Source organism: Dickeya sp. CFBP 2040, assembly GCF_012273755.1.
GTDB lineage: Bacteria > Pseudomonadota > Gammaproteobacteria > Enterobacterales > Enterobacteriaceae > Dickeya > Dickeya poaceiphila.
Genome location: NZ_JAAVXH010000113.1, coordinates 42,623 through 57,572, shown reverse-complemented (window position 1 = coordinate 57,572; position 14,950 = coordinate 42,623). Strand labels below are relative to the sequence as shown.

Sequence of the window (14,950 nt, the reverse complement as noted above, 5' to 3'; positions counted from 1 at the left end):
GGCGGTAACGGCTGCCTTAACCGTTAAAACCAGGTTTCCATCTGGACGCCGAAGGTCCATTCACCACCCGCTTTGAAACCGGTGGAGCCGAACGCATCATCGCTACTGTAACGATCCAGTCGTTTATCCCAGTCCATGTAACTGGCGAATACACGCAGTTCCGGGCGACTGAGCACGTTAGCGATATCGCCTACTTTGAATGTCGGCGCGAAGGTCAGCTTGTAAAACCCACCGCTTACCTGATTACGCGATAAGTATCCCTGAGGATCTAAATTCATATATTGATAGCTACCTTCATAGGCCAGCGCGAAGTTTTCGGTGATTTCCTGAATAAAACGCGCATTAAACGTCACCCAACGGTAGTCATCCCCCTGAACGTAACGATCTTTACTGCTTTGCGCCAGAATGGCTGGGGCGAAGCTCCAGGTTTTATTCAGCGCGGTGGTGCCGTAGGTTGCCAAACGCCAGGTGTTGGCGTTCTGGGCCAGGTTGCCGTCGGAGCCGATGGATTTCACTTCGCCGCCGAGGCCGTGGCCGTACAGCAGCGCTACTTTGGACGTCCCGTCGCGCAGGCCGTAGAAGCTGTCGCCGTGCCAGGCAACCAGCGCATGGTAGCCGCTGTCGCCAGCGTTGGTGTTGGTCACATTGTTGCTGTTGTTGCGCCCGGTGTTTTCCTTCACGTCGTTGTTGCGTGCGTGCAGGCCACTTAGCATGAACTGGAACGGGCCGACGAAATTATTGCTGGTGACGATATAGTTCTGGATGTCGTTATCCAGCGAGGTGATCTCGCCAAGGCTGCGACCATACAGCGAGAGATTGGTTTTCCAGCCGTTTACCGGTTTCACGTCGTAGATGCCGCCGCCGGTTCCTGCCAGAAACACCACGTCGGAGTCTATCCAGTGGATGTCGAAATTATCGCGGTCAAAGCGTTTGCCTGCCCACAAGGTGGTGTCCTTGAACGCGCCGGTGAACGTTGGCAGCGAGCCTAGCTCCACAAAGGCTTCACGCACATTGAACTGGCTGGTGGAAGCGGTCCAGTCGTTATAGCTGCGCTGGCCGTCTGCCATCATCACTTTGAAACGGGTGGTGGCACCGTTGTCCAGTTTGGTGCGGTGCTCCAGTTTCAGTTCCAGATAGGTGTCGTCTTCGTTACCCAGACGCCCGACGTTACCGCCGGTTTCGCCCGCCGGCGTCATGCCGGGGCCGATATCCGCTTTTGAACTGGTGGCGGAATCGTGGATAGCCAGACCGGAACGGGCATAACCATGGAATTCAAAGCCGTCGGCAATGTTACGCTTGCTGGCCAGTGCGTCGGTTTTCAGCGCCACCTGCTGGGTCTGCTGTTCGTTCTGTGTCGCGCGTGCCGCCACCTGTTGGGTTTGCTGGGCGACCTGTTGGGTGGTGTGTTCCACCTGCTGGGTTTTCTGCTCGACCTGTGCGGTACGGGTCGCCAGTTGTTTAGCCTGTTTTTCTGCGGCGTCGGCGCGGGCTTCCGCTTGCCTGGCGCGTTGTTCTGCCTGTAACAGACGCTGCTCCAGTGCGTTCAGACGTGCTTCAATGCTATCAGAGGAGGCGGCCAGCGCCGGCGAGGTACAGAGTGTCAGCCCCACGGCGGCGGCGAGATAACCTGACTTTATCATGTTGGGTTTCCCTTAGATGGTAAAATGTTTTTCTTGTTTTGCTAAATTGATAAACCGGTTTAGCAAAGAAGCTAAATGGGGGAGGCACAAATTGACAAGGAATTTTTTTTTCTTGCTGTGCTAACTGTGATCGTGCCAACAAAACCTGTTCCCGGCGATGAAACGCGGTTGCGGGAACAGGTTTTGAGAGGGGGTTATGGCGCGGCGGTGAGTTGATGAGCGAACGGCAAGGCAGTCATTGCACCTTTAGCGGTGGTCGCCAGCGCGCCGCAGCGCTGTGCCTGCGTTAGCACCGCCTGCCAGTCATCAACCTGATGCGGGCTATCGTAGTCAGCCAGCGCGGCGAGCATACCGGCAACAAAGGCATCGCCAGCACCGGTGGTGTCTACCGGAGTGACGCGGGGCGCCGGAAAATGTTGCAACTGCTGGCCGTCATGCAGCCAGACACCGTTGCCGCCCTGAGTCATCAGCAACCGTTTGATGGGGTAGCGGGACATCAGGCTGGCGCTGCCCTGGCGAATATCGTCGCTACCGCTGAGAAACCGGAATTCCTCTTCCGACAATTTCACCACGTCTGCCAGCGCCAGCACCTGCTCCAGATTGTCTTTCAACGCCTGCTCGCTGTGCCACAGGTCGGTACGGATATTCGGGTCAAAACTTACCCACCCCTGCGCGGAACGAATCCGCCGTATCGCTTCCAGTGCGGTGCTGCGCGAGGGTTCGTGAGACAGGGCGATGGAACACAGGTGCAACCATTCGCTGCACTGAAATTCAGGCAGATCAGACGGTTGCAGGAACAGGTCGGCGCTGGGGCGCACCATGAAGGTGAACGTGCGTTCGCCTTGCGCATCCAGGCTCACTACCACAGTGGAAGTGCGGTGTTCTGCGTCTGGTTGCATATGGCGAATGTCCACCTGCTCACGGGCTAATACATCACGCAGGAAGTGACCAAATGTGTCCTCGCCGACACGGCCAATAAAACCGCTGCATCCACCCAATCGGGCAACGCCCACGGCGACATTGGCGGGGGCGCCGCCCGGACATTTCAGATAGCGCTCTTCGCCTTCTGGAATCAGGTCAACTACCGCATCGCCCATTACCCATACTTTGTGAGACATAGTTACACTCGTTATCGGGGATTAGTAAATTGTTAGCTAACATAGAAGAAACGGTTTAGCTGATCAACTTAATGATGGGTAGAAGCGGGTAAAAGTGTCGGGGAGTGCTGTTGAAGCACAGCGAAATAATTAGACCAGACGCATTGGGATTATTTCTGCACCGTCAATTATTCAGAATATAAATGGCGAATATTATTCACTCGCTAATTAAAATAATATTTTTTGTTAAGTCGCTTTTTTATTTATAAAAATTATCTTGTCACAGAATATTAATTTTCCATACTTTAAGAGTGAATCACTCATCCGTTGGTAAGGTACGCCATGCCTGAAGCAGTCCATTCGGAACTGTTATCCGCACCCTATTTTCGTTATTGGGGCAAAGCGCGTTCGTCTTCTAAACATGAAAACAGCGTGCCTTACCATTTATTGCCCTATCACTGTCTGGATGTGGCGGCTTGCGGTTATTGGCTAATGAAGCACAACCGTTTTCATGTGCGTGATCATGTGCAGGTATTGGGGTTGGATGACGAGAGCACTGCGTTATGGCTGGCATGGTTTTTGGCATGGCACGATATCGGTAAATTTGCGCGCAGTTTCCAGCAGTTGTACCAGCATCCGGATGCGCCGCTGGTGCGCCCGGCGGGGCAGGCATCGTCTATGCGTCATGACTCGTTAGGGCTGTGGCTATGGTGCTTCAGACTCTATGACCGTTGGGAGGAAGACGCCAGCTGGTTACCGGCGGTTTCCCATGCAGACAAATTTCATTATGTGATGGATCTGTGGCTGCGGCTGGTGTGCGGCCATCATGGGCAACCACCGGAGGAAAAAGATAATGGTGCGCTGGCGTTTCATCCGGACGACATTCTGGCCGCCCAGGCTTACCTGACCGACCTGCGCACGGTTTTTCCTCAATTAACTGCGTTTCCCGATGTATTTAGCGATCGCAACTGGCGAGCGTTGCTGCAACAGCGGAGCTGGTCGCTGGCTGGTTGTGTGGTGCTGGCGGACTGGATAGGTTCGTCGCAGGCGGATTTCCCGTATTGCTCACAGCCCATGGCACTGGCGGACTACTGGCGTGAATACGCCTTACCTCAGGCAGAACACGCGGTGTTGCGCCTGCCTGTCGCCAGCGCCGTCGCACCGTTTCAGGGGATGCGCGCCCTGTTTCCTTTCATCACCCAGCCGACACCATTGCAGCAGCAGGCGATGACGGTGGATATCAGCACACCCGGCCCACAGTTGTTTTTGCTGGAAGACGTCACCGGCGCGGGAAAAACCGAGGCGGCGCTGGTGCTGACGCACCGATTGCTGAGCGCCGGGTATGGCGACGGGCTGTATGTTGGTCTGCCGACCATGGCGACCGCCAACGCCATGTACCGGCGCCTGGCGAAAGCGTATCGCGCATTGTTCAACGAACCTGGCTTGCCATCGCTGATGCTGGCGCACGGCGCGCGCGATATGGTGACGGATTTTCGACTGTCGCTATGGGAAGAAGCGCAGACCGGGCCGATGCAGTACGGTCCGGATGAAACCAACGCCAGTGCGGCCTGTAACCAGTGGTTTGCCGACTCGCGCAAAAAGGCGCTGCTGGCGGATGTGGGCGTCGGCACGCTTGATCAGGCATTAATGGCGGTGATGCCGTTTCGGCATCAGTCGCTGCGCCTGTTGGGGTTGAGCGGCAAAATTTTGCTGTTGGACGAAGTGCACGCTTACGACGCCTATACTGGCCGTCTGCTGGAAAACCTGCTGGCCTTCCATGCCAGTCAGGGCGGTAGCGTGATCATTCTGACTGCCACGCTGGCGGCATCCCAACGGGAACGGCTGGTGCAGTCGTTTTACCGTGGCGTGCAGCAACCGCCCGGTACGCTGTCGGAACAGGCCGGGTATCCGTGGTTTACCCAGGTGAACAGGCAGGCGCTGCGCGAATGGCCGGTGGAAACCCGCGCCGAGGTCCGGCGCACCGTGCAGGTTGACTGGTTGTCCTGCTGCGCCGAGGCCATTGTGCTGATTCGTCAGGCGGTGGTGGCCGGGCAGTGCGTGTGCTGGATTCGCAACACGGTGGACGACGCAATAGCCGCCTGGCAACAACTGTGCCAGTGCGATGAGATAGCGCCGGACGATGTGCTGCTGTTTCACAGCCGGTTTGCGTTTTGCGACCGCATGGCGATTGAAGACACCGCGGTTGAACGCTTTGGTAAACACAGTACCGGGCAAGCGCGGCGCGGCAAGGTGCTGATTGCCACGCAGGTGGTGGAGCAGTCGCTGGATATTGATGTGGACGTGATGATAAGTGACCTGGCGCCGGTAGATCTCGTGATCCAGCGGGCCGGGCGCTTGCAACGGCATATTCGCCGGGCAGACGGTAGCGGTAAACAGCCGGATGACGCTGCACCACAGCAGGATGATCGCGCCGCGCCAGTACTGTGGATACTGGCGCCGCAATGGCAGCCGGAGGCCGGGCGCGACTGGCTGGGCACCGAGTTGCGCGGTACCGGCGCGGTGTATTCGCATCAGGCGGTGTTGTGGCGTACTCAGGCGATATTGCGTGAGCGCGGCGCGCTGCGTATGCCGGAAGAGGCGCGTTTGCTGATAGACAGTGTTTATGAGCCGCGCATTGCCGCTCCCGCCGCGCTGGAAGACGGGGATTATCAGGCGCAAGGAAAACAGCTGGGTGATCGCACCGTTGCGGCGCAATCCTCGCTGACGTTTTCATTAGGGTATTGCATGGCGGCGGCTCAGCGTGGCTGGAGTGATGACGCAGAACTGTTTACCCGCGCCGGCGAGGAGTCGCAGGATATCTATCTGGCCTGGCGCGCTGACCATGACGATGCGTTGCCGCAGCCCTATGCCGGGGAAGGCGAGTTTGGCTGGGAAAAAAGCCGCCTGTCGGTACGCCGGAACTGGTGGCAGCAGCACCAAAAATCGTGGCCGACGCTACAGGGTGAGGCGCTGGAACGCTTTCGACAGAAACTGCACCGCCCCGGTGCCGAGGTATTGCTGTTGACGCCGGGTGAGGTGGCGGATTACTACCGTGCTGATGTGGGATTGGTTGTATGAGCATAAGTGCATGACGAATTTGATAGAAAAGCAATCAGGTGGCTGAGAACCCTTCTGGTTGCGAGCTATGGTTTTTTTGCTGCTTCGGCAGTTTTTATCCACCGGGAAACATCGGTGCCACTGGCGCGGACTCTGGCCGCGCGGGGGCAAAAAACAATAACAGGAATCATGACGACCTTACGGATGAGGCCTTGCTGAAGAGGTAGGTTCATGTTTTCACTGATTGACACACTCTGGTTACCCGTAGTGGATGCGGACGGGCGCCGCACCCGTATTTCTCCCCGTCAACTGGCCGACGACCGGATTATCGATCTGGCGTGTCCACGGCCTGATTTTCAGGGCGCAGCCTGGCAGTTGCTGATCGGTTTGCTGCAAACCGCTTATCCGCCACCGGATGTCGAAGTCTGGGAGGACATCTGGCGCGATGGGCTGGGCGAGGGCTGGATACAGGCGCTGGACAGCCTGGCGCCTGCGCTCCAGTTTGGCGCCGGCAGACCTGCGTTTATGCAGGATTTCTCGCCGCTGGCGGCTGACAACAGCCCGATATCCGGCTTACTGATCGATGCGCCGGGCGGCAACACCCTTAAGCTCAATAAAGATCACTTTGTCAAACGCGGTGCGGTAAACGCCATCTGCCCGCACTGCGCCGCGCTGGCGCTGTACACACTGCAAACCAATGCACCGTCCGGCGGTGTTGGCCATCGGGTCGGCGTGCGCGGCGGCGGCCCGATTACCACGCTGTTGATGCCGCATGACGCGCACAGGCCGGTGCCGCTGTGGCGCAAATTGTGGGCCAACGTCACCCCCGGCGAGCGTGGGCATTGCGATGCGTCGGTATTCCCCTGGCTTACGTCTACCCGCACCAGCGAAGGCGACAAAGACAAGGTGACGCCGGAAAACGCGCACCCGTTGCAGGCGTTCTGGGGGATGCCGCGCCGCATCGAACTCGATTTCAGCCATACCGAATCCGGGCATTGCGACCTGTGCGGGGAGCATTCCGACGCACTGCTGACACACTACCGCAGCAAAAACTACGGCGTGCAGTATGAACACTGGAAACACCCGCTGACGCCTTATCGCCAGTCGCTTAAAGATGGCACGCTGCTCTCGCTCAAAGGTCAGCCAGGTGGGCTTTCCTACCGTGACTGGCTGGGGCTGGTGCTGGGCACCAAAGATACGCTAAACGAAATGCTGCCGGCCTCCGTGGTAAGCCGTAACTTCCTGAATAAGCCATTGCGGAAACAGGTGGGGCTGTGGTGCTTTGGCTACGACATGGACAGCATGAAAGCCCGCTGCTGGTACGAACACCGTATACCGGTATGGAAAGAGATTACTCCGGCGGTAAAAGACTATCTGCCGCTGGGCTTGCAGATGGCGCACGATGCTCAGCAACTGCTGCGTCAGTCGGTGAAAGCGGCCTGGTTCAGCCGCCCGAAAGAGGTGAACGGTGATCTGAGTATTATCGAGGTGTCGTTCTGGCAGGAAACCGAACAGCTTTTCCGGCAGCTCTATCGTTCTATTGCCGGTGGCAACTGCCCGGTCAAGTCGTTGAACGCCTGGCAGAATCAGCTCTATATGTACCTGATCGGCACCTTCGACCGGCTGACATTCGGCAACCCGGACCAGCAGGGCGACCTGACGCGAGCGGTAAAAGCGCGCAGCGAGATGGTGACACAGTTCTACAGCCAGAAATCAATGAAACAGCTCAAAGGATTGCAACCTCAGGAGGAACCGGCGAATGGATAGAGGTAGTAAGGACAGTACCGCAACGCGGCTGGTGATAAACCCGCCAGCCGCGGAGAAAATAGATATATGGTTTAAGCAATTACAAAACCGGCATAACGAAAACCACAACGGACGGGCGGATCGGGCGGCGTTGCGGCGCGCCGCTGGCCCTTATGGCGCGCTGACCTGCCAGGGGTTTATGCGCCTTTCGCATGAGCTGGCCGGGGTGATTGGCGATAAGCAACATCGTCTGCTCGGTGTGGCGATATTTGCTGCGGTGGCGGCCCATGCCGATGGAAACAACGACAGGAAAAGTTTTGCCGCGCAATTGGGAGAAAAGGTCAGTGCTGGCAGCGACCGGCGTTACCTGTCCGAACTGCGTTTTGAGCGGCTGCTGCGTGCGCAAACGCCGGAAGAACTGTGCCGCCTGCTGATTCGGGCGGTCAATATTCGCGGTAGCGCAGGCGTGAATCTGCCGTCGCTGGCTGATGGCATCCTGCTGTGGATGGATGAATGGCAGGCCCGGCAGCAAAACCTGCCTGCTGACCCCAACCCGCTGAAACGTAACGCAGTACGCTGGACGTGCGAATACCACCAGAAAACCCAGCAACCGGCACCGGATGCGATGCCATCCGCCATATCTGCACCGGAAGACGCCAACGGAAACCACCCGACCGACAACAAGGAACCGGCATGACCACCTTTATTCAACTGCATTTTTTAACGGCTTACGCACCTGCTAACCTCAACCGCGACGATGCGGGTCGCCCGAAAACCGCTCTGGTCGGCGGAGTGGAGCGGCTGCGAGTGTCATCCCAGAGCCTCAAACGCGCCTGGCGTACCTCGGCGGTGTTTGAAAACGCATTGGGCGAACATATCGGTAAGCGCACCCGGCGGCTGGGGCGCGAGGTTTATCAGCAACTGCTTGATGGCGGCGTGGCGACCAAAACCGCCGAGGACGCAGCGAAGAAGATTGCCGGGCAGTTCGGCAAGCTGAAAAAAGAAGAGAAAAACAGTTCCGACCCGCTGGAGAAATTCGACATCGAGCAACTGGCGCACATCAGCGTGCCGGAGCGAGCGCGGATAGACCAACTGGTGAAGACGCTGATTGCCGAACCCCGCGAACCCAACAGCGAAGAGCTGAAACTGCTGCGCAAACAGGTGGCAAGCGTTGATATCGCGCTGTTTGGCCGTATGTTGGCTTCCAGCCCGGAATTCAACGTGGAAGCGGCCTGTCAGGTGGCGCACGCGCTGGGCGTCAGCGCGGTAACGGTGGAAGACGACTTCTTCACCGCGGTGGATGACCTTAACACCGGCGATGACAACAGCGGCTCTGCCCACATGGGCGAGCAGGGTTTTGCTTCGGCGCTGTTCTATCACTATATCTGCATCGACCGTGACCGGTTGCTGGAAAACCTCGACGGTGACGACGCGCTGGTGCAGCGCACGCTGCGGGCGCTGGGTGAAACTGCGCTCACTGTGTCGCCCACCGGCAAGCAGAACAGTTTCGCGTCCCGTGCTTATGCCTCTTACGTGCTGGCGGAGCGGGGAGCGGCGCAACCGCGTGCGCTGTCGGTGGCGTTCTTTACGCCGGTGCGTAGCGGGGAACCGCTGGAGGCGGCTATCAGCGCGCTGAAAAACCAGCAGGAGAAATTCAATCGCGCCTACGGCGCTGACGGCATGAGCGACTATGTGCTGAATGTCGAAGCCGGTGTCGGCAGCCTGCCGCAACTGTTGGATTTCATCAGCCAGTGAGGCCGGCATGACAGAGTATCTGGTGTTTCAGCTTTACGCGCCGCTGGCTTCGTGGTGGGAACCGGCGGTGGGCGAGGTGCGCCATTCTGCGCCGGTGCCGAGCCGTTCTGCGCTGCTGGGGTTATTGGCGGCGGCGCTTGGCATTCGGCGCGAAGAAGAAGAGCGGCTGGCGCAGTTTAACGCGCACTACCGTTTTGCGTTCAGGCTGCTGTCCCGCCGTGAAGGCTGGTTGCGTGATTACCATACCGTGCAGATGCCGCGTGAAGACCGCAAACGGGTGCGCTACACCCGGCGTGACGAGCTGTGTTCAGACCCGGAGCAGGGGCTGGAAACGCTGCTGACTGCCCGTGAATACCGCTGCGATGCCTATTACCACGTGGCGGTGAGCGCTACCGAGGGCGCGCCCGTCACGCTCTCACAACTGGCGCAGGCCCTACGCACCCCGGTCTTCCCACTCTACCTTGGTCGTAAAAGTTGCCCACTGGCGTTGCCGCTGTCGCCACATCTGTTGTGCGGTTCGCTGGCCGAGGTGTGGCAACAGGTTAAGAACACGCCATTGCTCAATGACCCGGCATTGGAGCCCATCAACCAACCGGATGGCAGTTGCTACTGGGAACCAGGAGAGGATGTTGCAGAGGGCGACGCGATGATGGAAGTGGTGCGCGGCGACCAGCCTGCCAGCCGTCGGCGCTGGCAGTTCACCACGCGGGTGCAGTACTACGGCGTACTGAAAGGAGGTCAGTAATGTTCTTTTCCAGAGTCACGCTGCAACCGGCGGCGTTGCCGTCGGCGATGGCGGAGAAATGGCTGACGTCGCCGGTTTATGCCAGCCATCAGTGGTTGTGGCAACTGTTCCCGCAGGAACAGCAGCGCCGCTTTTTGTTCCGGCAGGACTGCCATACCGATGCCAGCCGCTATTACCTGCTCTCGGCCTGTGCGCCCCGGCAGGATCACAACCTGTTTGTAGTGGAAACCAAGCCGTGGCAACCGCAACTGAACGCCGGGATGCAACTGGCGTTTTCCCTGCGCGCCAACCCGGTGGTGACGCGCCAGAAAAAGCGCAGCGATGTGCTGATGGATGCTAAATATCAGGCTAAAGCACAAGGGGTAGACCCGGCGGAGATCTGGCCGCGTCAGCAGCAGGCCGCTGCCGACTGGCTGGCGCATCAGGGCGAGCGCTGGGGGTTTGAGGTCAATGCCTGTCGCGTTGACGGTTATCAGCGTCAGCGGTGGTATAAACCGCAGCAGACGGAGCCGGTCAGCTTCAGCTCGGTGGATTTTGACGGCCTGCTACGTATTACCGACGCCGAACGTTTTGCGCAGGCGGTCAGCCAGGGGCTAGGGAAAAGCCGGGCGCTGGGTTGCGGACTGCTGTTGCTGCGCCGGGCGTAAGCGGGAGGTTGTCATGTCGTTTGTTCCGCTTAGCCCAATTCCGCTCAAAGACCGCACCTCGATGATCTTCCTGCAATACGGGCAGATCGACGTGGTGGATGGCGCGTTTGTGCTGATCGACAAAACCGGTGTACGAACCCACATCCCGGTTGGCTCGGTGGCCTGCATCATGCTGGAGCCGGGCACTCGCGTCTCCCATGCGGCGGCCAGGCTGGCAGCTACCGTCGGCACGCTGCTGGTGTGGGTGGGGGAAGCCGGGGTAAGGCTATACGCTGCCGGACAGCCGGGCGGCGCGCGTTCCGACCGGTTGTTGTATCAGGCCCGTCTGGCGCTGGATGAAGAATTGCGCCTGAAAGTGGTGCGGCGTATGTTTGAACTGCGTTTTGGCGAACCGGCGCCGAGCCGCCGTTCGGTGGAGCAACTGCGCGGCATTGAAGGCGCACGGGTGCGCCAGACCTACAGTTTGCTGGCAAAACAGTACGGCGTGAAATGGGATGGCCGCCGCTACGACCCAAAAGACTGGGCGCGTGGCGATAAGGTGAATCAGTGCATCAGCGCCGCGACCGCCTGCCTTTACGGCATTACCGAGGCGGCGGTACTGGCGGCAGGTTATGCGCCCGCCATCGGTTTTATCCACAGCGGCAAGCCGTTGTCGTTTGTGTACGACATTGCCGACATCATCAAGTTTGACGGCGTGGTGCCCAAGGCGTTCGAGATTGCCGCTCGCAACCCGCTGGAGCCGGATCGTGAGGTACGGGTGGCCTGCCGCGATATTTTCCGCAGCCAGCAAACGCTGGCCAAACTGATTCCTTTGATTGAAGACGTGCTGGCTGCCGGCGAAATTGAGCCGCCACAGGCACCGCCAGATGCACAACCGCCGGCCATTCCCGAACCGACACCCTTTGGTGACGCCGGGCATCGGGGGCATGGCGGATGAGTATGCTGGTGGTGGTGACGGAAAACGTGCCGCCGCGCTTGCGCGGTCGGCTGGCGGTCTGGTTGCTGGAGGTGCGCGCCGGGGTGTACGTGGGCGACACCTCGCGCCGGGTACGGGAAATGATCTGGCAACAGGTGGTGGAACTGGCTGAACAAGGCAATGTGGTAATGGCCTGGGCCACTAACACTGAGTCCGGTTTTGAGTTCCAGACCGTCGGTGAAAATCGCCGGATGCCGGTGGATCTCGATGGACTGCGGTTAGTCTCTTTTCACCCTGTTGAAAATCAGTGAGTTAGTGTTCTTTAACAACCGGGAAAAATCGGTGGAATTTTCCTGCCTTTAAAATACCTTATAAAACAGGTATATATTTTTAGAGTGTTCCCCGCGCCAGCGGGGATAAACCGTAATTTTCTGTTGTCGTAGCGTCCACACTTGCGTGTTCCCCGCGCCAGCGGGGATAAACCGCCCGTTTTTCGTCGGCCCTGTGGGCTGGCAGGGTGTTCCCCGCGCCAGCGGGGATAAACCGCAGAGGAGGGCGGTTTAGCCGAGTTTTATTAAGTGTTCCCCGCGCCAGCGGGGATAAACCGCATATAATAAAAAATAGAACCAATGCTTTACTGTGTTCCCCGCGCCAGCGGGGATAAACCGTGGTCAGTAATTCATGCCGGTGCCGTGGACGCGTGTTCCCCGCGCCAGCGGGGATAAACCGAACAATGTTGTAATTGCTGGTTTTCTCATCGAGTGTTCCCCGCGCCAGCGGGGATAAACCGATATGACGCCACAATTAGCATGGTGCTGGGCCGTGTTCCCCGCGCCAGCGGGGAATAAACGCTTTATCAAAAAGGGACTGCTGAAGCGCCAGAGGCACCCTTTGGGGAAGGGTGCCTCTGGTTTGTTGTTGACGGCAAAGTGCGTTAAAAACGCTGCTTAAAAGGAATGCCAGTCATCCTCGCTGCCTGCCGTTTTGCGTGATGACGCCGCCGGTTTTAAGGCCAGCGTTTTGGTTGGAGCAGGGGAGGCTGAAAGCATTGGTCTGCTGCTGGGTTGGTGATAAGCGTCAGCCCTTGTGCCGCCCAAATGGAAGATACTAACCACCTGTTTTAACTGCTCTGCCTGCTGCTGCAAGGCTTGTGTCGCGTTATTGCCTTCTCTCACCAGTGAGGCGTTTTGCAATGTGGTCTGTTCCATCTTATTGATGGCCATATTCACCTGTTCGATGCCAAGTGACTGCTCCTGGCTGGCGATGCTGATTTCACCTACCAGTTCGCTCACTTTGCGCACCCCATCCACAATCCCCTGAATGGATGCACCGGCTTTTTCCACCAGTCGGTTCCCCGCGTCCACGGTTTCTACGGAATGGCTAATCAGCTCTTTGATTTCTCTGGCGGCGGAAGCGCTGCGTTGGGCCAGGCTGCGTACTTCGCTGGCTACTACTGCAAATCCACGGCCCTGTTCGCCGGCACGAGCCGCTTCAACCGCCGCATTGAGCGCCAGAATATTGGTCTGGAAAGCGATGCTGTCGATAACGCCGATAATATCGACGATTTTCTTCGAAGAACTATCGATAGCGCCCATGGTTTGCACCACTTCGCCCACCAGTTGCCCACCGGATTGAGCCTGATTGGCGGTGTCTTGCGCCAACTGGCTGGCTTGTCTGGCGTTATCGGCGTTTTGTTTAACGGTTGAAGTGAGCTGTTCGATAGACGCTGCGGTTTCCTGCAGTGCTGCGGACTGCTCTTCGGTGCGGTTGGAGAGATCCTGATTGCCCACCGAAAGCTGAGACGATGCACCGGCAATGGCTTCAGACCCTTCGCGCACGTCGCCGACTACGGTGCGTAACTGAGACGTCATTTCATGTAGCGCGTGTTGCAACTGCGCCAGCTCATCGCGGCCTTGCGCGGAAATCATTTCGGTCAGATCACCCTTGGCGACGGCATATGTCACCTGTACCGCTTTTTGCAACGGCTGCACAATGCTGCGGGTCAGTACCCAGGCGAGCACGGAGCCGATGATAGTAATCAACGCCCCAAGTATGCCAAGAAAGAAATAGCTGCTCCTGGCGCGTTCGCTAATCTCCACCTGCATCCGGTCAATGCCGTTGCGTTGATAGTCGCGCAAGGTGTTCATGCTTTTTTGGTATTCAACAGAGATAGGCAGCAGCTTTTGTTCAAAGGCTTGTTTAGCCTGTTCAGCGTTCCCTGCGGCCTTAGCGCTGAAAATTTCATCTCGCGCTTTGATATAGGCCTGACGGTCAGCGTTTAATTTATCCAGCAGCGCCTTTTCTTCATTCAATGACACCAGCTCGGTAAATTTTTCTACACGTTCATTGTTCTCTTTGGTGGCCTTGGCGTTATCTGCTGCGAAAACCTGCGCCAGCGAGGGGTCACTGCTGCGCGCGGTGGCGGTGGTTCGCTGTATACCGGCGGAAAGCGTCGCTGCCCAGTCCGCCACTAGCCGCTCTTTGCGCAGAGGGACTTGCATGATGCGCTCAGCATTCTGGGTAATTTGGTTTAGCTGATAAATGCCGCTGGCAAGCATGATCAACGAAAACGCGATAAGTATCCCAAACCCCACTGATAGCCGAATACCAATTTTGTAGTTTTTCATTTTCTCTCCTGGGTATTTCTGCAACTGGTTGTCAGATTCCCAATATGTACAACGTAACGGATATATTTAATAAACTGTAAAAGCAGATATTCTCAGGTGAATCGGTTCTGCTGACTTGTTTTGTGTTATTTCCCCTTGCGATATGTCCGATTGCCTATGTCATAACGACGTGATGATTAGGTCGATATGTTTCTCCCCGGTACCGCCTTTTCGCAGTCCGAACGATGTAAAACGCGTTGCTTTAATTCGATTTTTGCTTCTATCCAATGGTTTTCTTAATCCAATCGGTTTCTTAATCCAATTATAGCTACTTGCTGAGTTTTTCACCTTTAATGCGGTAATGCTTATTATTAGTAGTGGTAAAGGGCTGTTATATAATCGGTTTCCGGTATGTTAAATACCAGGTTGTATCCCCTTATTTCTCCACGGTCAGTCGTATGATTTTATTTAGGATACAGATAGTGGAGAAAATCAAAGCCTTATTGAGTAATGTTTTATTCGCTTCACATTTTTTTCAATAATCTGCTGTCGGTCGTGCTGAATGGTAAGGTGGTATCAGACCGAAGGCAGAATAACCGGAATAAGTTGCAATTAACGGTATGTTTTTGCCGTTATGCTTTCTGTGCCCGCAGTATTACACCACTGGGTGCGCGGTCCGTGTGCACTCTGGCGGCGATGATTATGCCGACCGGGGGAGACTCTGCTTGAGCATAGCACTAA

The 14,950-nt window shown here is 57.2% G+C and carries 11 protein-coding genes and 1 CRISPR repeat array; of the genes, 8 read left to right on the top strand and 3 right to left on the bottom strand.

Annotated features, from left to right (window positions below; translation table 11 throughout):
* Positions 1-23: 23 nt before the first annotated feature.
* Both Dpoa2040_RS17085 and Dpoa2040_RS17080 read right to left on the bottom strand, forming a co-directional pair.
* Positions 24-1,640 carry a carbohydrate porin gene (locus Dpoa2040_RS17085; RefSeq protein WP_210423997.1) on the bottom strand — a complete coding sequence of 539 codons (1,617 nt, stop codon included), beginning with the start codon at positions 1,638-1,640 and terminating at the stop codon, positions 24-26.
* A gap of 194 nt (positions 1,641-1,834) precedes the next feature.
* On the bottom strand, positions 1,835-2,758 hold the full coding sequence (locus Dpoa2040_RS17080) for an aminoimidazole riboside kinase (protein ID WP_042868068.1): 924 nt from the start codon (positions 2,756-2,758) through the stop codon (positions 1,835-1,837).
* Positions 2,759-3,079: 321 nt separating this feature from the next.
* Here Dpoa2040_RS17080 and cas3 point away from each other — a divergent pair, with 321 nt between their 5' ends.
* The 8 genes from cas3 to cas2e all read left to right on the top strand — a co-directional run bounded on the left by cas3 (position 3,080) and on the right by cas2e (position 11,914).
* Entirely contained in the window at positions 3,080-5,815 is a 2,736-nt protein-coding gene (cas3, locus tag Dpoa2040_RS17075; RefSeq protein ID WP_168642016.1) for a CRISPR-associated helicase Cas3', read from the top strand.
* A 210-nt stretch (positions 5,816-6,025) separates the two neighbouring features.
* Positions 6,026-7,561 (top strand): type I-E CRISPR-associated protein Cse1/CasA, encoded by a 1,536-nt coding sequence (casA, locus tag Dpoa2040_RS17070; RefSeq protein WP_168642015.1) that lies wholly within the window; start codon positions 6,026-6,028, stop codon positions 7,559-7,561.
* Positions 7,554-8,237, top strand: a complete 684-nt coding sequence (gene casB, locus Dpoa2040_RS17065) for a type I-E CRISPR-associated protein Cse2/CasB (RefSeq protein WP_168642014.1) — start codon at positions 7,554-7,556, stop codon at positions 8,235-8,237. Before casA ends, casB begins: the two co-directional genes overlap by 8 nt.
* Positions 8,234-9,295, top strand: coding sequence for a type I-E CRISPR-associated protein Cas7/Cse4/CasC (gene cas7e, locus Dpoa2040_RS17060; protein WP_168642013.1), 1,062 nt, complete (start codon positions 8,234-8,236; stop codon positions 9,293-9,295). The genes casB and cas7e overlap by 4 nt, the downstream gene beginning before the upstream one ends.
* Before the next feature lie 7 nt (positions 9,296-9,302).
* Positions 9,303-10,040 (top strand): type I-E CRISPR-associated protein Cas5/CasD, encoded by a 738-nt coding sequence (gene cas5e / locus Dpoa2040_RS17055; RefSeq protein WP_168642012.1) that lies wholly within the window; start codon positions 9,303-9,305, stop codon positions 10,038-10,040.
* Complete coding sequence (gene cas6e / locus Dpoa2040_RS17050; RefSeq protein ID WP_168642011.1) at positions 10,040-10,687, top strand: type I-E CRISPR-associated protein Cas6/Cse3/CasE; 648 nt, start codon at positions 10,040-10,042, stop codon at positions 10,685-10,687. Before cas5e ends, cas6e begins: the two co-directional genes overlap by 1 nt.
* Positions 10,688-10,700: 13 nt before the next feature.
* Positions 10,701-11,624 carry a type I-E CRISPR-associated endonuclease Cas1e gene (cas1e, locus tag Dpoa2040_RS17045; protein WP_042868084.1) on the top strand — a complete coding sequence of 308 codons (924 nt, stop codon included), beginning with the start codon at positions 10,701-10,703 and terminating at the stop codon, positions 11,622-11,624.
* Positions 11,621-11,914, top strand: a complete 294-nt coding sequence (cas2e, locus tag Dpoa2040_RS17040; protein ID WP_042868086.1) for a type I-E CRISPR-associated endoribonuclease Cas2e — start codon at positions 11,621-11,623, stop codon at positions 11,912-11,914. Before cas1e ends, cas2e begins: the two co-directional genes overlap by 4 nt.
* Before the next feature lie 84 nt (positions 11,915-11,998).
* Positions 11,999-12,454: a CRISPR direct-repeat array (repeat unit 29 nt; unit sequence GTGTTCCCCGCGCCAGCGGGGATAAACCG).
* A gap of 96 nt (positions 12,455-12,550) precedes the next feature.
* On the opposite strand, the gene Dpoa2040_RS17035 is transcribed toward cas2e, so the two are convergent.
* On the bottom strand, positions 12,551-14,230 hold the full coding sequence (locus Dpoa2040_RS17035) for a methyl-accepting chemotaxis protein (RefSeq protein WP_168642010.1): 1,680 nt from the start codon (positions 14,228-14,230) through the stop codon (positions 12,551-12,553).
* Positions 14,231-14,950 lie beyond the last annotated feature (720 nt).

What these genes read in the sequence shown, in the direction of transcription:
- cas5e (WP_168642012.1), top strand. Translation starts at nt 9,303, where the DNA reads ATGACAGAGTATCTGGTGTTTCAGCTTTACGCGCCGCTGGCTTCGTGG.
- casA (WP_168642015.1), top strand. Translation starts at nt 6,026, where the DNA reads ATGTTTTCACTGATTGACACACTCTGGTTACCCGTAGTGGATGCGGAC.
- casB (WP_168642014.1), top strand. Translation starts at nt 7,554, where the DNA reads ATGGATAGAGGTAGTAAGGACAGTACCGCAACGCGGCTGGTGATAAAC.
- Dpoa2040_RS17080 (WP_042868068.1), bottom strand. Translation starts at nt 2,758, where the DNA reads ATGTCTCACAAAGTATGGGTAATGGGCGATGCGGTAGTTGACCTGATT.
- cas7e (WP_168642013.1), top strand. Translation starts at nt 8,234, where the DNA reads ATGACCACCTTTATTCAACTGCATTTTTTAACGGCTTACGCACCTGCT.
- Dpoa2040_RS17085 (WP_210423997.1), bottom strand. Translation starts at nt 1,640, where the DNA reads ATGATAAAGTCAGGTTATCTCGCCGCCGCCGTGGGGCTGACACTCTGT.
- cas6e (WP_168642011.1), top strand. Translation starts at nt 10,040, where the DNA reads ATGTTCTTTTCCAGAGTCACGCTGCAACCGGCGGCGTTGCCGTCGGCG.
- cas2e (WP_042868086.1), top strand. Translation starts at nt 11,621, where the DNA reads ATGAGTATGCTGGTGGTGGTGACGGAAAACGTGCCGCCGCGCTTGCGC.
- Dpoa2040_RS17035 (WP_168642010.1), bottom strand. Translation starts at nt 14,230, where the DNA reads ATGAAAAACTACAAAATTGGTATTCGGCTATCAGTGGGGTTTGGGATA.
- cas1e (WP_042868084.1), top strand. Translation starts at nt 10,701, where the DNA reads ATGTCGTTTGTTCCGCTTAGCCCAATTCCGCTCAAAGACCGCACCTCG.
- cas3 (WP_168642016.1), top strand. Translation starts at nt 3,080, where the DNA reads ATGCCTGAAGCAGTCCATTCGGAACTGTTATCCGCACCCTATTTTCGT.